Annotated in this window: 20 protein-coding genes, 1 tRNA gene and 1 pseudogene; 10 read left to right on the top strand and 12 right to left on the bottom strand. The window is 69.4% G+C overall.

All coding sequences use genetic code 11. From position 1 onward, the window contains the following. The first annotated feature begins 11 nt into the window (after positions 1-11). The 3 genes from gyrA to EJK15_RS43635 all read left to right on the top strand — a co-directional run bounded on the left by gyrA (position 12) and on the right by EJK15_RS43635 (position 3,428). The gene (gene gyrA, locus EJK15_RS43645) at positions 12-2,510 is read left to right on the top strand and encodes a DNA gyrase subunit A (RefSeq protein ID WP_138716348.1); all 2,499 of its coding nucleotides are present in this window, start codon (positions 12-14) and stop codon (positions 2,508-2,510) included. A 3-nt stretch (positions 2,511-2,513) separates the two neighbouring features. After that, entirely contained in the window at positions 2,514-3,218 is a 705-nt protein-coding gene (locus tag EJK15_RS43640) for a DUF3566 domain-containing protein (RefSeq protein WP_138716347.1), read from the top strand. 136 nt (positions 3,219-3,354) lie between these two features. Continuing rightward, positions 3,355-3,428, top strand: a tRNA-Ile gene (locus EJK15_RS43635). A gap of 681 nt (positions 3,429-4,109) precedes the next feature. Here EJK15_RS43635 and EJK15_RS43630 read toward each other — a convergent pair. The 3 genes from EJK15_RS43630 to EJK15_RS43620 all read right to left on the bottom strand — a co-directional run bounded on the left by EJK15_RS43630 (position 4,110) and on the right by EJK15_RS43620 (position 5,126). Next, complete coding sequence (locus EJK15_RS43630; protein ID WP_138716346.1) at positions 4,110-4,610, bottom strand: hypothetical protein; 501 nt, start codon at positions 4,608-4,610, stop codon at positions 4,110-4,112. Beyond that, complete coding sequence (locus EJK15_RS43625; RefSeq protein ID WP_138716345.1) at positions 4,600-4,797, bottom strand: hypothetical protein; 198 nt, start codon at positions 4,795-4,797, stop codon at positions 4,600-4,602. Before EJK15_RS43625 ends, EJK15_RS43630 begins: the two co-directional genes overlap by 11 nt. Positions 4,798-4,865: 68 nt before the next feature. Beyond that, positions 4,866-5,126 (bottom strand): helix-turn-helix domain-containing protein, encoded by a 261-nt coding sequence (locus EJK15_RS43620; RefSeq protein ID WP_138716344.1) that lies wholly within the window; start codon positions 5,124-5,126, stop codon positions 4,866-4,868. Between EJK15_RS43620 and EJK15_RS43615 the strand changes: the two genes are divergently transcribed. Both EJK15_RS43615 and EJK15_RS43610 read left to right on the top strand, forming a co-directional pair. After that, complete coding sequence (locus EJK15_RS43615; protein ID WP_138716343.1) at positions 5,125-5,982, top strand: metalloregulator ArsR/SmtB family transcription factor; 858 nt, start codon at positions 5,125-5,127, stop codon at positions 5,980-5,982. The genes EJK15_RS43620 and EJK15_RS43615 overlap by 2 nt on opposite strands. Further along, on the top strand, positions 5,979-6,581 hold the full coding sequence (locus EJK15_RS43610) for a dihydrofolate reductase family protein (RefSeq protein ID WP_138716342.1): 603 nt from the start codon (positions 5,979-5,981) through the stop codon (positions 6,579-6,581). Before EJK15_RS43615 ends, EJK15_RS43610 begins: the two co-directional genes overlap by 4 nt. Before the next feature lie 32 nt (positions 6,582-6,613). On the opposite strand, the gene EJK15_RS43605 is transcribed toward EJK15_RS43610, so the two are convergent. Genes EJK15_RS43605 through EJK15_RS43590 form a run of 4 tightly spaced genes read right to left on the bottom strand, consistent with a single transcriptional unit; the run spans position 6,614 to position 10,824 of the window. Then, positions 6,614-6,904: a helix-turn-helix domain-containing protein gene (locus tag EJK15_RS43605; protein WP_206061464.1), complete on the bottom strand. Its 291-nt coding sequence runs from the start codon at positions 6,902-6,904 to the stop codon at positions 6,614-6,616. Between the two features lie 40 nt (positions 6,905-6,944). Continuing rightward, positions 6,945-7,298 carry a recombinase family protein gene (locus EJK15_RS43600; protein ID WP_138716341.1) on the bottom strand — a complete coding sequence of 118 codons (354 nt, stop codon included), beginning with the start codon at positions 7,296-7,298 and terminating at the stop codon, positions 6,945-6,947. After that, positions 7,214-7,537 (bottom strand): tyrosine-type recombinase/integrase, encoded by a 324-nt coding sequence (locus EJK15_RS43595; RefSeq protein ID WP_240777589.1) that lies wholly within the window; start codon positions 7,535-7,537, stop codon positions 7,214-7,216. The genes EJK15_RS43600 and EJK15_RS43595 overlap by 85 nt, the downstream gene beginning before the upstream one ends. A 29-nt stretch (positions 7,538-7,566) precedes the next feature. After that, on the bottom strand, positions 7,567-10,824 hold the full coding sequence (locus EJK15_RS43590) for an ATP-binding protein (RefSeq protein ID WP_240777588.1): 3,258 nt from the start codon (positions 10,822-10,824) through the stop codon (positions 7,567-7,569). Positions 10,825-10,897: 73 nt separating this feature from the next. Here EJK15_RS43590 and EJK15_RS43585 point away from each other — a divergent pair, with 73 nt between their 5' ends. From EJK15_RS43585 to EJK15_RS43575, 3 genes are all read left to right on the top strand, one after another. Then, positions 10,898-11,536: a hemerythrin domain-containing protein gene (locus EJK15_RS43585; protein WP_138716339.1), complete on the top strand. Its 639-nt coding sequence runs from the start codon at positions 10,898-10,900 to the stop codon at positions 11,534-11,536. A 35-nt stretch (positions 11,537-11,571) separates the two neighbouring features. Beyond that, entirely contained in the window at positions 11,572-12,000 is a 429-nt protein-coding gene (locus EJK15_RS43580; protein ID WP_138716338.1) for a DUF4267 domain-containing protein, read from the top strand. A 64-nt stretch (positions 12,001-12,064) separates the two neighbouring features. Continuing rightward, entirely contained in the window at positions 12,065-13,375 is a 1,311-nt protein-coding gene (locus tag EJK15_RS43575; RefSeq protein ID WP_138716337.1) for an FAD-binding oxidoreductase, read from the top strand. 16 nt (positions 13,376-13,391) lie between these two features. Here EJK15_RS43575 and EJK15_RS43570 read toward each other — a convergent pair whose 3' ends face one another. The 3 genes from EJK15_RS43570 to EJK15_RS43560 all read right to left on the bottom strand — a co-directional run bounded on the left by EJK15_RS43570 (position 13,392) and on the right by EJK15_RS43560 (position 15,197). Then, on the bottom strand, positions 13,392-14,018 hold the full coding sequence (locus EJK15_RS43570) for a hypothetical protein (RefSeq protein ID WP_138716336.1): 627 nt from the start codon (positions 14,016-14,018) through the stop codon (positions 13,392-13,394). Next, positions 14,012-14,347 carry a hypothetical protein gene (locus tag EJK15_RS43565; RefSeq protein ID WP_138716335.1) on the bottom strand — a complete coding sequence of 112 codons (336 nt, stop codon included), beginning with the start codon at positions 14,345-14,347 and terminating at the stop codon, positions 14,012-14,014. Before EJK15_RS43565 ends, EJK15_RS43570 begins: the two co-directional genes overlap by 7 nt. A 391-nt stretch (positions 14,348-14,738) precedes the next feature. Continuing rightward, on the bottom strand, positions 14,739-15,197 hold the full coding sequence (locus tag EJK15_RS43560) for a MarR family winged helix-turn-helix transcriptional regulator (protein ID WP_138716334.1): 459 nt from the start codon (positions 15,195-15,197) through the stop codon (positions 14,739-14,741). 111 nt (positions 15,198-15,308) lie between these two features. On the opposite strand from EJK15_RS43560, the gene EJK15_RS43555 reads away from it, so the two are divergent. Next, complete coding sequence (locus tag EJK15_RS43555; RefSeq protein WP_138716333.1) at positions 15,309-16,298, top strand: FUSC family protein; 990 nt, start codon at positions 15,309-15,311, stop codon at positions 16,296-16,298. 57 nt (positions 16,299-16,355) lie between these two features. On the opposite strand, the gene EJK15_RS73310 is transcribed toward EJK15_RS43555, so the two are convergent. Continuing rightward, the gene (locus EJK15_RS73310) at positions 16,356-16,553 is read right to left on the bottom strand and encodes a hypothetical protein (RefSeq protein WP_206061463.1); all 198 of its coding nucleotides are present in this window, start codon (positions 16,551-16,553) and stop codon (positions 16,356-16,358) included. A 256-nt stretch (positions 16,554-16,809) separates the two neighbouring features. Here EJK15_RS73310 and EJK15_RS43545 point away from each other — a divergent pair, with 256 nt between their 5' ends. Then, positions 16,810-17,385 (top strand): hypothetical protein, encoded by a 576-nt coding sequence (locus EJK15_RS43545; RefSeq protein ID WP_138716332.1) that lies wholly within the window; start codon positions 16,810-16,812, stop codon positions 17,383-17,385. A 450-nt stretch (positions 17,386-17,835) separates the two neighbouring features. On the opposite strand, the pseudogene EJK15_RS43540 reads toward EJK15_RS43545, so the two are convergent. After that, positions 17,836-18,139: pseudogene (locus EJK15_RS43540) on the bottom strand (hypothetical protein); the annotation flags it as partial.

Here is an 18,139-nt window from a genome sequence, read left to right as displayed (position 1 = left end):
GACCTCTACCTGTGACGGACGTGAACACCACTCCCCCGGCTGACCGCATCGAGCCCGTGGACATCCAGTCCGAGATGCAGCGCAGTTACATGGACTACGCGATGTCCGTCATCGTGTCCAGGGCGCTGCCGGACGTGCGCGACGGTCTCAAGCCGGTGCACCGGCGGGTGCTCTACGCGATGTACGACGGTGGCTACCGTCCCGACCGCGGCTACTTCAAGTGCGCCCGCGTCGTCGGCGACGTGATGGGCACCTACCATCCCCACGGCGACACCTCGATCTACGACGCGCTGGTACGCCTGGCGCAGCCGTGGTCGCTGCGATACCCGCTGGTCGACGGGCAGGGCAACTTCGGCTCGCCCGGCAACGACCCGGCGGCGGCGATGCGCTACACCGAGTGCAAGCTCGCGCCCATCGCCATGGAGATGCTGAGGGACATCGACAAGGACACCGTCGACTTCCGCCCCAACTACGACGGCAAGTCGCACGAGCCCGACGTCCTGCCGGCCCGCTTCCCGCAGCTGCTGGTCAACGGCTCGGGCGGCATCGCCGTCGGCATGGCCACCAACATCCCGCCGCACAACCTGCGCGAGGTCGCCGCGGCGGTCAAGTGGTCGCTGGAGAACCCCGAGGCGGGTGACGAAGACCTGCTCGAGGCGTCGATGAGGCTGGTCAAGGGGCCTGACTTCCCGACCAAGGCGCTGATCGTGGGCCGGCGCGGGATCGAGGACGCCTACCGCACCGGGCGCGGCTCGATCACCATGCGCGCGGTGGTCGAGGTCGAGGAGGACAAGGGGCGGCAGGCTCTGGTCGTCACCGAGCTGCCGTACCAGGTCAACCCCGACAACCTCGCGCTGAAGATCGCGGAGCTGGTGCGGGAGGGCAAGCTCACCGGCATCGCCGACGTACGCGACGAGAGCTCCTCGCGAGTCGGCCAGCGCCTGGTGATCGTGCTCAAGCGGGACGCGGTCGCCAAGGTCGTGCTGAACAACCTGTACAAGCACACCCAGCTCCAGGACACCTTCGGCGCCAACATGCTGGCGCTGGTCGACGGTGTGCCGCGGACGCTGCGCCTCGACCAGTTCATCCGGCACTACGTGGCGCACCAGATCGAAGTCATCGTCCGCCGGACCCGCTACCTGCTGCGCAAGGCCGAGGAGCGGGCCCACATCCTGAGCGGGCTGCTGAAGGCGCTGGAGCGGCTCGACGATGTCATCGCCCTCATCCGGGCCTCGGAGTCCGCCTCGCACGCCCAGCAGGGCCTCATGCGGCTGCTGGAGATCGACGAGGTGCAGGCGCAGGCCATCCTCGACATGCAGCTGCGCAAGCTGGCCGCCCTGGAGCGCCAGGCGATCCAGGACGAGTTCGACTCGCTGATGCACCAGATCGCCGAGTACCAATCGATCCTGGCCAGCGAGACCCGCCAGCGGGAGATCATCAACGAGGAGCTCGCCGAGGTCGTCGGCCGCTACGGCGACGAGCGCAAGACCGAGATCATCGCCTACGACGGCGACATGTCGGTCGAGGACCTCATCGCCGAGGAAGAGATCGTCGTCACCATCACGCGGGGCGGTTACGCCAAGCGCACCAGGACCGACCTCTACCGGGCCCAGAAGCGCGGTGGCAAGGGCGTACGCGGTGCGCAACTGCGCCAGGACGACATCGTCGACCACTTCTTCGTCACCAGCACACACCACTGGTTGCTGTTCTTCACGAACAAGGGCCGGGTTTACCGGGTCAAGGCGTACGAGCTGCCCGACGCCGGGCGCGACGCGCGCGGCATGCATCTGGCGAACCTTCTTGCCATGCAGCCCGACGAAACAGTCATGGAGGTTCTCGACCTACGCGACTACCACGTCGCCCCTTACCTCGTCCTGGCCACCCGCAGCGGCCTGGTCAAGAAGACGCGCCTGTCCGAGTACGACTCCCCCAGATCGGGCGGTCTGATCGCGATCAACCTGCGGGAGGACGACGAGGTCATCGGAGCCCGCCTGGTCTCCGAGACCGACGACCTGCTGCTGGTCTCCAAGGGAGCCCAGTCCATCAGGTTCACCGCCTCCGACGAGGCGCTTCGCCCCATGGGCCGGGCGACCAGCGGTGTCATCGGCATGAGGTTCCTCGATGGTGACGAACTTCTCGCCATGAATCGGATGGCGGACGGCCAAGATGTGCTTATCGCCACGAAGGCTGGGTACGCAAAACGGACGCCGGTGGAGCAGTATCCAGTTCAGGGACGTGGCGGTAGAGGGGTGTTGACGGCCAAAATCGTAAGTTCCCGTGGCAAGCTGGTCGGTGCCGTCATGGTCAACCCAGAGGACGAGGTCTTCGCGATCACGTCCGCCGGCGGGGTGATCCGAACGAGTGCCGGTGAGATCAAGCAGTCCGGCCGCCAGACCATGGGAGTGCGATTGATGAATCTCGCTGAAGGCGACAGCGTGGTGGCCCTCGCCCGGAACGCGGAGTCGATGGAGACTTCGGTGGAGAATGAGGAAGACGGGGGAGGAGAGTAGTCCATGAGCGCCCAGGGTGGCCCTGCCAGGACGAAGGCGGCTTCCGGGAACGGACAGCAACCGAACAAGCCAGCAGAAACCGACATTTTCAATCCGGTCGACGAAGGCCAGGACACCTCGCCCGCGCAGGGCAAGTCCGGCCCTGCCAAAGAAGACCACCAGCAGCAGCAGCGGTCTCAGGCGTCCGGCCCTGCGCCCGCGCAGGCTCCGCCGGGCCCGCAGGCGGAGGGCAACGACACCGTTCGCATCCGCCCTTCGCTGGCCACCGAGGCCCCGCCTGCCGTCGAGCTGCCGAAGAAGAAGTCGTCGAACTCCGGCGGGGGCCGCCTGCCCCGCAAGGCCCACCTGGTCCTGCGCCGCGTCGAGCCGTGGTCGGCCATGAAGTTCAGCTTCGTGGTCTCCCTCGTCTGCTTCGTGGTGCTGTTCGTGGCGGTGGCCGTACTGTACGGGGTGCTCTCCGCCCTGGGGGTGTTCGACTCGATCGTGGACCTGGTCAACCAGCTGGGCCAGGGCGAGCAGGGGCAGAGCTCGATCCCGATCGACATCGCCTCCTGGTTCGAGCCGGTGCGGATCCTTGGGTACACCGCACTCATCGGGGCCGTGAACGTGGTGCTGATCACGGCACTTTCCACGTTGGGGGCGGTCATCTACAACATCGCCTCTGACCTTGTCGGAGGCGTTGAGGTGACCTTCAGCGAGGCCGAATAAGGCGCATCAGACGGGGTGCTCGCGCCGTGCTCCGGGGTGAGAGCGGCGCGAGCAGCACGCCAAAGGCGGTAAGCTTTTCCCGTCCGAACAACCGGTTCGCCTCTGATCTGCGGATGCGGTAACGTTCGGGATGCGCGGGGCTATAGCTCAGACGGTTAGAGCGCTTCCCTGATAAGGAAGAGGTCCCAGGTTCAAGTCCTGGTAGCCCCACAGAGTTTCACCAGCTCAGAGGCTAGATCCCGAGATCGAGGATCTGGCCTCTTGATCGTTTGCCATCAATTTGCCACCAAGATCGCCTGTCACCAGGTGACAGAGATCAGTCCACAGCGACAGCAGGCGACCCCCCCATACGGCCTCGGCCAATCTCAAGTAGAACGTTGAGGGGGTGCCTCGCTCGGTGCTGCTGCTCGGCCCGTAGGCGTAGCTGAGCCCCGTGACGCAACGTCATGACGAGGACGCCGCACACCGATCGCTGGCCGCCGACGGCGAGGAATGGGGTGGTACGGCGCATGGCCATCATTCCCGAGCCGCACCGTGGCGAACGGCAGGCCCGCCGTGGTGGTGGCCTGATCGATCTGCCGCAGTCCGGCGCCGCCGCTACGGAGGCTCAGGGGCCGAGATCGAGGACGTCCCACTGCACTTCGCCGGCGACCGCCCTGGGCTTCAGTAGCCGATGGACGCGCCGTTCTCCATGGCGTCAGCGGTGGCCTTCAGCAGGGCGTGGAGCGAACGGATGCGGACTCCGCCGGGCCTGATGCTCATGCTGCCCTCGTGGTCGAAGTGCGATGGGGGATGCGGAGACGCGGGATAGCCGTGATGACGTGCGGAAAACGGCGCTAGACCACGTCGAACTCGTTCCCCTCGGGATCCACCATCGCCACCGCATAGTGATCAACCCCAGGCTGCGACGATCGTCTTGAAGCACTCCGCGGTCAACATCGCCGCCGTCATCACCGAGCCGAGGCCGCTCGCGGTTCCGGCCAGGGTGGGGTAGCCCACTGCCGGACGGCGCAGCCGCACGCCGTGCCCATCGGGGACGGCGCTGATAGCCGTTCCCCTCGGGGGATGTGGTCCTAGGTGCACGCTCCCGTCCGTAACTGGATATATGGCCGTGGGACCGAGGGAGAGCGGCCGGTCGGGATCGATGGCCCGGGTGAGGGCTTGGCACTGCTCGGTCAGGCGCGACGGGAGCCCGTGGGGGGCGAGGTCAAGGTGGACGGGCAGCCGTCGCAGGTTCGCGATCAGGATCTTCAGGGCGTCCGTGACGCCCTGCACGTCGGGCTCCGCGGTGAGATGGAGGTGTACTGCTTCCAGCCGCACTCGCAGGCCTGGCTCGGCCAGGCCGCTCCCCTGCGCTGCCATGCGTAGAGGCCGGGAGTAGTCAGTGCTCACTGGTGCCATCCTCATCGAAGACGAAGACCCGCTCGTGGGCGACGGCGCCCGATGCGCGGGGGTCCAGCAGCGCGGACGCGGTCGCCCACCATCCCCGGTCGTGCCGCCACCATCCCCAGCGGGCCGGGTCAGTGGGTGGGTCGAGGTAGTTGGGGATGATCGCGCTGGTGAAGCCAGCGACGTTCAAGCCGCCCTTCCGGTCGATGCAGGGTCAGGTTCTTCGGTCAGGTCGCCGGTGTCTGGCCCCCCGCTCGATCATCCCGATCGAGCAGGCGGGATGCTCTGGTCAGGCAGCAGGCTGTTCAGCGCGGTCCGTATGGCCACGCGGCTCACGCCATGCCTGCGGGCAAGCGCGGCGATCAAGGCGCCCTCGTCATGGAAGGCTGCGCGGACTTCCTCAAGCTTGTCGCCGTCCAGCGCGGGCGGCCGACCGCGGTAGCGGCCCTCGGGTTGCCCGACGGACCCCGAAGCTATGCCTTGACACGAATATTCGTTATGAAGAATACTTCTCTTCATGGACGCACTCCTCACCGCACTGGCCGACCCGGCCCGCTGGCGGCTCGTGACTCTGTTGGCCGAGCGGCCCCGGTCGGTCGGCGTCCTGGCCCAGCTCGCCGGGGCGCGTCAGCCGCAGACGACCAAGCACCTGCAGACCCTTGAGCGTGCCGGTGTCGTCGTCTCCCAGCGCACCGGCCAGCGTCGCGTGTACGCGCTCCAACCCGGTCCCCTGCGGGATCTGGCGGCCGCGCTCGACCGGCTCGCCGACACCGCGGACCGGGGCGGCGGCCCACGCGAGACCCATGACCGCTACGGGGCCAGCCTCCACGCCGAGCGGCGCGCCGCGCAGGAGCCGGGGTGGGCCGATGGCCGCTCGTTCTGCTTCCGCCGCTCACTGACAGGGCGCCCCGAGCTGGTCTGGCGTCACCTGACCGAAGCATCGCCGCTCGCCCGCTGGTGGGCGCCCGACGGCCTGCGCGTCTCGGAGTTCGTGTTCGAGGCGCGACCGGGTGGGCGGATCATCCTGGAATACCGCGATGCCGAGGACGTCGACGGCTCCGACGTGGTCGTCGGGCGCGCACAGGGTGTTGTCGACGACGTACGCCCCGGCGAGCACCTGGCCTACCGGCTCTCCCCCCTGCTACCCGACGGCGGCCTCGCCTTCACCGGCCACCTCGACTTCGACCTCCGGCACACCGACACCGGGGCCGACCTGGAGGTCCATTACCGGATCACCGACAGCACCACCGACTCGGCGGACTTCATCGCCGGCATCGAGATCGGCTTCGGCCAGAGCCTCGACAGACTCGCGGCGGCCCTCGCCGCCGACACCCACGACACCGAGCACGACACCGACACAAGGAGCACGAAATGACCGAGCAGACCACCGGACGCAAGGTGACCGCCAATCTGGTCATCAGCCTCGACGGGCGCTACCACGGCGCCGGCGGGCCCGCCGATTTCGCCGCGTTCGCCACCTACGCGACCACCGACGTAGCGCGCGACCAGATGACCCGGATGCGGGAGAACGCGACCACGGCCCTGCTCGGCCGGGTCCTCGCCGAAGGATTCATGGCGTACTGGCCGTCGGTCGCCGCCGACGACAACGCCGATCCGCGCGACCGCGGCTACGCAAAGTGGCTGGTCGACACCGAGAAGGTGGTCTTGTCGACCACCCTGACCGAGGCGCCCTGGGAACGCACCCGCGTGGTGAACGGCCCCGTCGCCGACCTCATCGCCGAGCTCAAGGCCGACGGCGAGGGCGACATCCTCGTCAACACCAGCCCCAGCATCACCAAGGCGCTGCTGGAAGCCGACCTGCTCGACCGGATGTACCTCACCGTCATCCCGGAGATCGCCGGAGGCGGCCTGCGGCTGTTCGACGACGGCCTCCCGCCGTCGAATTGGAAGCTCACCTACCAGGAGACCGGCGAACTGGGCGCGATGGCCCTGGTCTACGACCGCATCCGCTGAACCCACACGGTTTCAAAGGACTGAGCCACAGGTCAGCAGGGTGTTCTCGCAATCAGGACGATCGAGGAGATGAGATCCTCTGGTCGGGCAGCAGATCGCCAAGTGCGGTTCGGATGGCCGTCGCGGCTGACCCCGTGGGCCCGCGCGAGTGCCGCGATCGAGGCGCCTTGGTCGGTGAACATCGACCGCACCTCCTCCAGTTGGGTGCCGGTCAGGGCGGGTGGCCTACCGCGGTAGCGGCCTTCGGCCTCGGCCGCGGCGATTCCCTCGGCGGTCAGCTCGTTCTGCAGGTCGCGCTGGAACTGGCCGACGGCGTCGATCACGTTAATGATGACCGCCGTGGTGGCGTCGCCTGCGGCGAGGTCATGGAAGTTGGATAGCGGCCCCGGACAGGACACGCAGGACGACGCCGCGGGCCTGGCACCAGTTGCGGACGGAGTGGATGTCGGCTAGGTCGCGGCAGAGCCGGAACAGCTCTGACACCGTCAGGGTGTCGCCAGGGTGGGCCTTGGCGGCGATCTTGCCGAACGCAGGCCGGTCCAGGGCGGGAATCTTGGAGGTGGTGGCCGGGTCCTCGAACAGCAGGACCCCTTCGGCGGGACGTAATCCCTCGGCGACGCCTTCAGTGCGGATCAGCAGGCCGGCCTCGGTGAGGATGTGCCGCTGCCGGAGCAGGGACTGGGTCGCGGTGGACGAGCGGGAGTAGACGATCTGCACCGGCGCAGCCGCGCGGTGGCGGTGGCCCAGTGCACGTACTCGATGGCGCCGTCCTTGGAGACGACCCGGGCGCGGCGGAACTCCAAGTCGAGGTCCTCGACGTTGAGGCTGAGGATTTCCTCGGTGCGGGCGGCCGTGTCGTACAGGAGCCTCCAGAGCACCCGTTCGCGCAGGGCGTGGGCGGGGTCGGTGAACAGCTTGTCCAGCCGGGCGGCGACCGGATACTGAGGCCCGGCCACTAATGCAAGTTCTGTGTCACAGATGTGCGCTAGGTGGTTGTTCGTGACCGGGCCTCGGCGGCCCAGTGGGGTGCGTTCCACCGGTCGGCGATGGTGGCGGCCTGGGTGAAGTGGGCGGCGGCCTCGTCGGTGCGGCCGAGGAAGACGGCCAGTTCACCCAGGGTGTGGGCGACCGGGCGCAGCGCCAGGCTCGCAGCGCCCGCCGGGGGGCTATTGCGGTGCGGAAGCAGCGTCGCGTAGATCTCCTCGGCGGCGTCGCGGTCGTTCAAGGCGACGATGGCCATCGCGCGCAACGTTGTGAGGAAGGTGAAGAAGAAGTCGGGGCGGATCGGGCTGGGTGACGCGCGGACCTCGCGGGCTTCGGCGTCCAGGCCGTTGGCGTGGAGGGCGAGCGCGAGCAGGTCGGAGGTCATGGGGCCGAGCGCGGCGTGGAGGGCGCGCACGTCGTCCAGGTGCGCACCGAGCGTGCCGTCGTTCAGCCAGATCGTAGCCAGGGCGAGTTGGAGAAAGCCCGTGGCGTGCACCGATCCGGCGCGCCGCATGCCCTCGTCGGCCTTGATGTAGAGGAGCTCGGCGTCGGCGAATCGGCCTTCGATGAGCGCCAGGCTCGCCAGCGCGATCTCGGCGACGGCGATCGCCTCGCGCATTCGGTAGGTACGCGCGAGTTCCAGGGCCTCGGTGATCACCTGGTGCATGGTCACCGGGTCGTTGGCGGCGGCGTCGCCGCCGGCATGGTTGAGCAGCCCAGTGACGCGGTAGACCGGCAGGTCGTGCTCGGTGCCGATCTCCACGAGCTCCCGGCAGAGCTCGGCGTCGCCGTGGACTCGGGCCAGGATCTGGAGTGCCGCGGCCCGCAACCGGGGTCCCGTGGCGAGGTCGAGTGCCTCCTGCGCTGCCTCCAGAACGGTCGGGTCGTCCTCGCCGACCAGTTCGTCCGCGTACGCCGTCAGGAGCCGGGACCGCACCGAAGGGGTCAGGTCACGCTTCAACAGGCGGCTCAGGCGGTCGACGATGGGCCGGTCCACCGTGCCGTACGTACGGGCCTGCCAGGGGGTCGGCTCTGTCCACGCGGTGAATGCGGCGATCATCAGGTCGTCGCGGCCCAGGGACTCTGCGTACTCCACGGCTTCACGGCGCGTCTCGCGGGCGGCTGCGACGGCTCCCGCCCGGATCTGCACGCGCAGCAACCTGCCGAGCAATTCGACGCGTTCGTCCGGTCCGGTCGAGTTGGTGACGGCGTCGGCGAGGAGGTCGGCCGCCACGTCGTGGGCGTAGCGGGCCTCGGCAAGCTCGGCGGCCTGGACGCAGTAGCCGACGGCCTTCGGTGAGCCGGCGCGCGCGTAGTGATGGGCCAGCGCCGCGATGTCGTCGGTGCCTTCAAGAGCGGCGGCGATCCGGGCGTGCATCCGGGTAGCACGCAATCTGCTGACGTCGGCAATGAGCGTGTCCCTGACGAGGGCGTGGACGAAGCGGATGAGGCCTGGGCCGGGCTCGTCGAGGAGCCCGGCGATGACGCCCGCGTCCAAGGCGTCCATCACCCCGTCCTCGTCGGTGTCGGCGGCCTTGACGAGGACGTCCACTGAGCTTTCCCGGCCTGCGACCGCGGCCAGCCGGAGGACGGACACGCCTCCCTCGGGCAGGCGCGCGAGCCGTCGGCGCAGGACGTCCCGTACGCCTTCGGGGACCTCGGAGAGGGCGACCAGCGCGCCTTCGCCGTTCAGCAGCCGGGCGCTTTCGCGCACGTAGAACGGGTTGCCGCCGGTGCGCTCGGCGATCCCTGCGATGGTCTCCTCGTCGGCCTCGCATTCGGTCCGTACGAGCTCCGCGACGGCCTCGTCGTTCAGCCCCGGCAGCGCTAGGCGGAGGGGCGTGGCGCGCGCGAGGGAGGCCAGCGTTTCGGTGAGGTGCCCGCTCTCGTCCGCGCGGTACGCGGCGACGACCAGGATCGGGGCCCGCATGCCGAGGCCGCCGCCGAGCAGTTCCAGCGTGGCGGCGTCCGCCCAGTGCAGGTCGTCCAGCACGACGGCGACCGGGCGTTCCGTGGCGACCGCCGCGAGCCACTTCCACACGGCTTGGCGCAGGCGGAACCGTCCAGCGGTGGCGTCGGCGTTCACCGGCCCGGTGTCGGTGAGCAGCGGCGCGAGGTCGTCGGCGAACTCGCCCGGGGACGTGGACGCGGCGACGGCTCTCAGCGCCTCAGTCCAGGCCCACGCGGGCGGCGCGCTGTCGACCTCGGGGCAGCGGCCGACGGCGACCAGCCACCCGTCACGTTCGAGCCGCCTGCCGAGGTGTTCCAGCAGCGTCGACTTGCCGAGCCCGGCCTCGCCGGTGACAAGGGCGATACGGGCTCCGTCGGTGGCGGCCCCGGTGGCGGCCGTGACCAGTGCCGACAGCTGTGCCTCGCGTCCGACGAACGGCGCCTCGACGATCGGAGCCGTCCCCGGGAGAGGGGCCACCTGCGGCAGCGGGGCGGTCAGCGGGGGCGGGGGCACGGTCGCGCGTAGGACGTCTGTGCGCTGGGTGAGGATCGCCTCCTCCAACGCCGTCAGGTCCGGGCCAGGGTCGAGCCCGAGCTCCTCGGCGAGGATGCCGCGGGCGCGACGGAGCGTCGCCAGCGCATCGGCTTGGCGGCCGCTGCTCCACAGTGCCAAGGCGTGCAGCCGCCAGCCTTCCTCGCGGAGGGGCTCGTCGCGGGTGAGCCGCTCGGCCTCGGGAACCACCGCGGCGGGGTCGCCGATGCGCAGACCCGCCGCGACGTGCAGCTCGGTGGCGACCAAGCGTAGCTCGTTCAGCCGGGCCGTCTCGGCTGCGGCCCACGGCTCGTCGGCGACCTCGGCGAACGCCGGTCCCTGCCACAGCCCCAGCGCCTCGGCGAGCCGAGCCTGCGCGGCGCGTAGGTCGGTGTCCGTACGCGCTTGGCCCAGCAGGCCCTCGAACCGCCATGCGTCCACCGCCTCCGGTGGCAGCCGCAGCGCATAACCCGGCGCCGCGCTCACCAGCAGCCGGGCCGGCGTGCGCGGCGGACGTCCGGGCTCCAGCAGCCGGCGCAGGTTGGACACATACGCCTGCAGGGACATCAGCGCCCGCGCGGGCGGTTCCCCGCGCCACAGATCCTCGATCATCCGGTCGACCGGCACGACCTGCCCACGCGCCGCCACCAGCAACGCCAGCACGCCCCGCTGCCGCGGCCCGCCGAGGTGAACGGCCGCACCGTTCACCTCGCTCGCGAACGCGCCCAGCACCCGGATGAAGACCATGATCTGCACATCGTATGTGGGCGGTTCCAAGTCGCGCTCCAAGTCCCCTCCAAATACCCGGGAGCAGCCTGAACACGTCGCAACCGACCGAGGGCAGGAACAGATGAGCGTCAACACCCAGGATATGGAGATCGTCCACCGCGTGCTTCGCCGTGAGTCACGGCTGCTGGTGGAACTCGTCGCGGCCGTCGCCCCGGGTGACACCGCTCGCGCCAAGGTGATCGCCGACCACTTCCGCGTCTACCGGCTGGGCCTGCACAACCATCACGAGGGCGAGGACGAGCTGCTGTGGCCGCCGCTGCTTTCCCGGGTGGATCTGGAGGCCGACATCGTCCTGCGCATGCAGGCCCAGCACGAACGCATCGCGGCCACCCTGAGCAGGCTGGACGCCGCGGTCCCCGCCTGGGAGGCCACCGCGGGCGCCGACGAACGCGACACCCTGGTGGCCGCCCTCTCCGAGCACCGCGCGGTCCTGCTGGAACACCTCGACGACGAGGAGGCCACCCTCCTCCCGCTCGCGGCCAAGCACATCACACAACAAGAGTGGGCCTCCCTGGGCGACCACCTGGTGAACAACACTCCCAAGCTCACTCTGCTCACGCTCTTCGGCGCCGTCCTGGAAGACGCGAACCCGGCCGAGCGCGCCATCGTCCTCAGCGGCCTGCCCGCCCCGGTCCGCGTCATCTGGCACGTCATCGGCCGCCCCCGCTACGCCCGCCACATCCGCCGTGTCCGCGGCTGAACCCTGCCCAGCCTGAACATCAAAGGAGAACAACCATGTCGCTGAAGAAGCTCAACACCGTCCTGGCCACCGCCGTCGTCCTGTTCACCCTCTACCTCGGGTTGTCCTTCGTCCTGCCCCTCGAGACGTCCTTCCCGGGCCTGACGAACTGGCCCTCTGGCGACAGCGGCTTCCCTATCGTGAAGGGCAGCCGCGAAATCGCGATGGGCCTGGCCATGGGCATCCTGCTGGTGACGGGCCACCGCCGCGCATTGGGCTGGGTCCTGCCGATGGTGGCCGTCGCCCCGTTCGGCGACATGGTCAACGTCCTGGCCCACCACGGCTCCACGGCCGCCGCGTTCGGCATCCATGGCCTGACCTCGGCGCTGATCGCGGTCACGGGGTTGCTGATCCTCCGCGAGACCAGCAAGGCGCGCAAGGCCCAGGAGGCCGCCGCCCCAGCGCCCGCCGCGCAGCTCGCCTGACGTCCCCGCAGTGCAGCACGGTATTCCTTCGCATTTTCTGACAACTCGAAAAAGGGAGACGACGATGACGATCAACGATCTGCGCGGTGTCCTGAAGGGGCGCGTGCTCCTGGCCGATGACGACGGCTTTGAACAGGCGGCCACCGCGTGGAATCTGACCGTCAGACAGCCGGTGGCGGCCGTGGCGGAGGCCGCGGACGCCGATGACGTGGCGGCGCTCGTGCGTTACGCGCGGCGGGCGGGTATGACGGTGACCGCGCAGCCGAGCGGGCATGGCGCCTCGGGTGATGTGGACGGCCTGATCCTGTTGCGTACCGGCCTGCTGAACGAGGTGGAGGTACGCGCGGAGGAGCGCGTGGTCCGGGTGGGCGCGGGTGTGAAGTGGGGGCAGGTGCTGGCGGCGGCCGGTCCGCTGGGGCTGACTGGCCTGGCCGGCAGCGCGCCGGGGGTCAGCGTGACCGGCTACACCTTGGGCGGTGGGGTCGGCTGGTTCAGCCGCAAGTACGGCTTGGCCTCCGACAGCGTGCGGGCTATCGACATCGTGGACGCCGATGGCGAGCCGGGCCGGGTGACCGCCGAGTCCGATCCCGAGCTGTTCTGGGCGCTGCGCGGCGGTGGCGGGGACTTCGCGGTGGTGACCGCCCTCGAACTCGAGCTGTATCCCGCGCCGGTCCTGTACGGCGGGCGCGTGATCTGGCCGGAGCACCGGACCAGGGAGGTGTACGACGCGTTCCTGGAGATCACCGCCGAGGCGCCGCGTGAACTCAGTGTCTGGATCAACCGGCTCCAGCCCCCCGGCGCGTCGCCGATGGTGACGCTGGATCTGGCCTACCTGGGTGAGGCGGCTCAGGGGGAGGACCTGCTGGCGCGCATCGACAAGATCGAGGGCGCGATCTCCGACAGCCGCGGCGTCGTCCCGGTTGCCGACTTGGGTGACATCGCCGCCGAGCCCACCGATCCGGCCCCATCCATCGCTCGTGCGGAGCTGCTCACCGGCCTGGACGCGGACGCGGTGGAGCTCCTGCTGGCCAAGCCGGTCGAACCGCTCATCAACGTGCAGATCAGGCACCTGGGCGGGGCGCTCGCCGAGCCGGGCGGCGGGGCCGGTGCGAGCGGCGCGGTGGCTGAGCCGTACCTGCTCGGACTGGTGGGTCTCGGCCTGCCGCACGCGGCCGATGCGACGCGCGCCAAGCAGGCCGAGGTCGTGGCCGACCTGGAGGCCTACATCAGCGGCCGCAAGCCGTACACCCTGCTGTCCCCCGGTGACACGGCGGCGAAGTCCTTCTCCGGCAGCGCGCTCGCGCGGCTGCGGGAGATCAAGCGGGCCCGCGACCCGCACAACGTGTTCCGCGCGAACTACCCGGTGCACGGATAGATCGGTTCCCAGCAGGTCACGGCCCCTCCGCCCACCGGGGCGGCGGGGCCGCACCGAACCCGAGTGACAGATGTCGCCGCGAGCACTGTGAAGGGCACACCCATACAGGAAGGACTCGCACAATGAGAGGTATCCGGTGCACCGTGGCGATCAGCAGATCCGCTGGCGCATCGGTGACCTCCCGCTCCCGCTCCACCAACAGCGCGGCCAGCAACGTCACCGCGCGGACGCCTGCGAACTGCGCGCACGGCGCCGCAGATGCGACAGCGACTCGACCGCAGCCCGCGCCCGCCAGGACGCCAGCACCTTCGGTGCCACGTCCGCGAACGGGACACCACGCGTAGAACCCGTCACCGGCGTATAGGTCTTCGCTGCTATCGGGAGCGAACGTTCGGACGATCGAGGTCCGGCGGATGGCCACATCCACGATCACGAACCCTGCGGTGAAGGGGTATTCCATGCCGAACGTGTAGTCCCGCGTGGTGAGCAGCAGGCGTCCGCCGTCGGGTGACCAGTGCGGGTTCGACAAACCCTGCCGTAGGGCCAGCGCCACCGGGACGGAGAAGGTCTCACCGGTGATCCGGTCGGTGAAGCGCACCGTGGGGGAGGTGTTCCGCCGGAACTGCAGCTCGTCGATCACCACCAGCCGGTCACCGTCGGGCGAGACGCCACCTGGTCGTCCTCGGCGACCTTGGTGAAGGTGGACTCCCAGCGGGCGTAAGACCTTGGCCGAAGCTCCTTGTTGTCGTGGTTCGGGTCGTACTCGAGCGTGTACGCGGTGAGTCGCACCGGGTCGGAGGGATGTTCGTACAGCACCCCGGCGTTGTCCGGAAGGGTGATCTTGGTTGCCGTCCGCTCCGTGAGCACGGGCGGTGGCTCGGGCTTGACGAGCGCATACGTTCCGTCGCCTGAGGCCATCGCGATGGCCAGCCCTGCGGCCACCAGCCAGATCGTGCGTCGCCGCATCGTCATCGCCGCCGGGTGTAGAGGAGCGCGGGGATCTCGACGTCTGAGTCATCGCTCTTCAACGTGGCCGGCTTCCGGCGCCTGCGACCGCGGAGATCCATGGTCATGACCGATACCTCGCCGAGGAACTCCTGTCTCGCCGTGACGAAGTGATCATCGTCGTACCAGGCCAGCAGCGTGCCCCCGCCCAGGGAGGCCGGCAGCGCGCCACTCCCGGGCCGTCGGGCAGCCAGGAGTAGGGACCCCTGCCCCCTTCGATCTCCACCAGCTCCGGCTCGCGGGTCGCCAGGTCGACATGGAGGAACCCGGTGGCGGCCGTGAGCGACAGGCGAGCCAGTAGGTGTGGCCGCGTTGGTCTCGATCGTCTCCGGGGAAGTCGGCCAGGTCATGCGCCGCGTCACTGCGCACGTACTTGTCGCGGGCGCTTGCCGTCGAGGAGTTGGTCGATCAGGTCGGCCGCGACGCTCAGGATCCGGCATTCCGCCGGTGTCAGCGAGCGGGACATCGCCTCCGCCAGCGACAGGTCGGACTCCCTGACCCGCTCGACGAGCATTGCTCTGCCCGGCTCCGTGAGGACGATGTGGTGCCGCCTGCGATCGCTGGAGTCCCGGGAACGGCGGATCAGCTCGCGCGTCTCCAGCTCGGCGAGCACGCGAGTCACCGATTGAGGCTGCAGGTGCTCGGCCGCCGCCAGCTCTCCTGCGGTCATCTCGCCATGCCGATACAGGTGGCCGAGCAAGGAGAGCCCGAGCTGGCCCGGCCCCTGCGTGGGCCGCTCGTCACGCAACCGCCTGGCCAGCCCGATGGCGGCGCGCCGCAGCGAGACGGCGGTCGCCCGCAACTTTTCATCATCCATGATTATTACGTTAGCACTTACTAAATTAGCGGGGATCGGTCGCCTATGTCTCCAAAACTAATAAGCAAAGCGTATGGAATGCTAAGATCGCCGACGGAATGAGGTGGTCGCATGGCGATCGAGCTGCGCCGCATGGCCATCGCTGGGCTGGGCCTCGGCGGTCCTGTCGCCTGGGGTGTCGTCTCCGGGCGGCCTGAATTCGGCATGCTGGCCGCGCTGGGCGCGCTCGCCGTGAGCGGCATTTCCATGACGGGCGGCACACGTGCGCGCCTGACACGAGGCGCCTGCACGATGGCGGCCATCACCGTGGCCGGGTTCGCGGGCACCGCGCTCGCGGGACGGGGCTGGATCACGGCGCTGGCCGTGGTGCTGGTCGCCGCCGTCGCAGCGATCCCCGCCGGGATGAGCCGGCCCATGGCCGAGCATGCCATCCGCTTCATCACCGTGCTGGTCATCACCATCGGTCTGAGCGCGGGCGCCGATCCCGTCGGTGTCGCGCTGTTGTACGCCGCGGGAGCGGTCTGGGGGCTGCTGCTCGCGCTGCTCCTCACCCGAAAGGAGCCGGGAACGTCACCTCCGGCCCTCAGGTGGCGCGAAGCGTTACGCCGGTGGCGGGGCGCGCTGCGCCGATGGCACTACCCCGCCCGCCTCACCTGCTGCCTCGCCGCCGCCGGTGCCATCGGCCTGCTGTGGCCGCAGCCCACATCCTCATGGATTTCCCTCACCGTGGTGATCGTCGTCAGGCCCAGACTCGATGACGCGCTACGCCGCCCGTTCGAACGAGCCGCGGGTACCGGCGCAGGCGTGCTGGTCGGGTCCGCGGTGCTGCTGTGGGCGCCGCCGTCATGGCTGTTTGTCCTGCTCGTGGGCATGCTCGGCGCGCTGCGTCCACTGCTCAAGGACCGTCACGACACCCTGTACGCGACCGTGATGACGCCGCTCGTGCTGCTGCTCATGGACGGCGGCCAGGGCGTGTCGGCCGCCACGATCGGCTACCGACTCGCCGACACCGCGATCGGCTGCGCCCTGGCCCTCGGGCTCGGCTACCTTCCCTGGATTCGCCGTCACCAAGACAGGAGCGCCCGTGCCGCCCTTGACTGACCACGCGATCTGGTGGCCAATCTATCCACTCGGCTCACCGGAGCTCCACCAGCAGCCCTACCGGACGGCGCCCCGGCCGGCACGGCCGCGCTCACCGGCCGCACCCGCCACGACCTGCTTACCGTGCACGCGACCACCCGCCCCGCTCGTCCGCGGCGCCCTTCCCAGATCCGCCCAGATCCGCAGCCACTCGGCCGCCCGAGCATGCCGACCCAGGACCGGCCACTTCTTCTCCAGCACTACCGTGCCGCTCAAGCCATCTCCCAGTTCCGTGGTCAGGACCGAGGAGACATGATCACCCCCACGGCCAGATTCCCACGTAACTTTAAGCTGATCAAGCGGCAGGGGTACGGCCGCGCGAATTTTGATCTTCTCGGGAAATGAATCCTGCTTCGGGGCTGACGTGTCCAGCGTCACAAGATCAGCGACAGAGCCCTATTTGGGATATGGGCTCCTGCTCGCTGGGGGATTAGATCTAGCGCGACTCGCCGGTGCACTGGCGTCGGTGCCGGTGAGTGAGGTCGATCTCTTCGATGAGGACGCCATCGATCGGAATTGGGATGCGCTGGTCGCTTGCGAGGTCAACCACCTTCGCGGGGATGTGGACTGGTACCTCGACATCTATATTTCGGCTCCGCCGGAAGCGAGGCGGCCAAGTCCGCAGGAACTTGCCGTTGGCCTGGCGGAGCGGCTGGAGACCGTCGTGCTGTATGACACAGGGCTGCTTCGGCCGTCCGCGTATTGGCTGGTGACTCCGGAAGGCCGACAGATCCGCGCCCGCGTGTACGAACATGACGGTGGGAATGGCGCGAGGAGGGCGATGGCGGAGCCGTGGTGGTCGTGGAGCGATCCTCAGGCGTGGGAGGCCAACGGGTGCGGCGAGGTGACGCCCGCCCAGCGGGAGGTGATCGTCGGTCCGCCGGTGCGTCAGCCCTGGCTGGCGTGGGCACTGCTGGTCTTTCTGGTGATCGTCGAGGGCGGCGCCGGCGTGCTGGGGGCCACTCCCAAGCATGGCCTCGTCCCCGGCGGCGGACCGGGCTGCCGGGCGGTGAGGACATCGCGGTACTCGGCCTCCGCCCCGGCATAGTCCCCCCGCGCCTATCATCCGGGCGATCTCGTGCCAGGTGGCCAGTGTGGACGGGTGGTCGGGGACGAGGTCCCGCTGCCGGGCGGTGAAGACCTCGCCGTATTCGGCTGCAGCCGCAGCGTAAGATCCCTGGCTTGCCCGGTACCGGGCCGCCATGTACGCAGCGTCTGCTGCCGCCCCGATCGTCTCGTCTGAGCTGTCCGGCAGAGCGCTGAGGCTGTTCAGTACTACGGCAGCGTGCGGGGCCAGCAGTTGCCAGGCCGACCACGTCGGCGGGTCCTCGGGGGTCGCCGGTCTCCCCGGCGGCTTCTGCTGCGGCCTTCAGCAGGCGGGCGGCCAGTTCCGTAAAAGCCAGCAGGTCCGGGCCAGGTGCCGGGCGGCTGGTGTCGCGTACCAGCGGGTGCAGCCGCGCGACCGGCAGCGCGTCCAGCCCGGCCGCGGAGTGCCAAGTTAACTTGACACTTCCTCCCGTCGCCGGTCATCGCTGGCTGTGGCGGGGATGGCGTTGTCGATGAGGACGGCGGCGATGGCGGCGGCGGCGGGGAAGGCGTCGGCGTTGAGGACCCGGGTGCGGGCCGCGGCGCCGTCGATGAGCAGCGCGAGCTGCTCGCCGAGCTGTTCAGGGTCGGCGGCGCCGGCTTCGCGGGCGGTGTCGGCGAGCCGCGCGGCGACGGCTTTCTTGTAGTCGCGTGCGTACTGGGATGCGGGGTGCTGGGGGTCGTGGAGTTCGACGGCGGCGGCGATGTAGGGGCAC

Source organism: Nonomuraea basaltis (assembly GCF_005893125.1).
Classification (GTDB): domain Bacteria; phylum Actinomycetota; class Actinomycetes; order Streptosporangiales; family Streptosporangiaceae; genus Nonomuraea; species Nonomuraea basaltis.
Note: the sequence above shows the minus strand (reverse complement) of the source record. Positions and strands in the feature narration are given on the sequence as shown.

Bases quoted from the DNA above. Each gene is read 5' to 3' on its own strand.
- EJK15_RS43640 (WP_138716347.1), top strand. From the start codon at position 2,514: ATGAGCGCCCAGGGTGGCCCTGCCAGGACGAAGGCGGCTTCCGGGAAC.
- EJK15_RS43615 (WP_138716343.1), top strand. From the start codon at position 5,125: ATGGACGCACTCCTCACCGCACTGGCCGACCCGGCCCGCTGGCGGCTC.
- EJK15_RS43620 (WP_138716344.1), bottom strand. From the start codon at position 5,126: ATGAAGAGAAGTATTCTTCATAACGAATATTCGTGTCAAGGCATAGCT.
- EJK15_RS43610 (WP_138716342.1), top strand. From the start codon at position 5,979: ATGACCGAGCAGACCACCGGACGCAAGGTGACCGCCAATCTGGTCATC.
- EJK15_RS43585 (WP_138716339.1), top strand. From the start codon at position 10,898: ATGAGCGTCAACACCCAGGATATGGAGATCGTCCACCGCGTGCTTCGC.
- EJK15_RS43580 (WP_138716338.1), top strand. From the start codon at position 11,572: ATGTCGCTGAAGAAGCTCAACACCGTCCTGGCCACCGCCGTCGTCCTG.
- EJK15_RS43575 (WP_138716337.1), top strand. From the start codon at position 12,065: ATGACGATCAACGATCTGCGCGGTGTCCTGAAGGGGCGCGTGCTCCTG.
- EJK15_RS43565 (WP_138716335.1), bottom strand. From the start codon at position 14,347: ATGACGATGCGGCGACGCACGATCTGGCTGGTGGCCGCAGGGCTGGCC.
- EJK15_RS43560 (WP_138716334.1), bottom strand. From the start codon at position 15,197: ATGGATGATGAAAAGTTGCGGGCGACCGCCGTCTCGCTGCGGCGCGCC.
- EJK15_RS43555 (WP_138716333.1), top strand. From the start codon at position 15,309: ATGGCGATCGAGCTGCGCCGCATGGCCATCGCTGGGCTGGGCCTCGGC.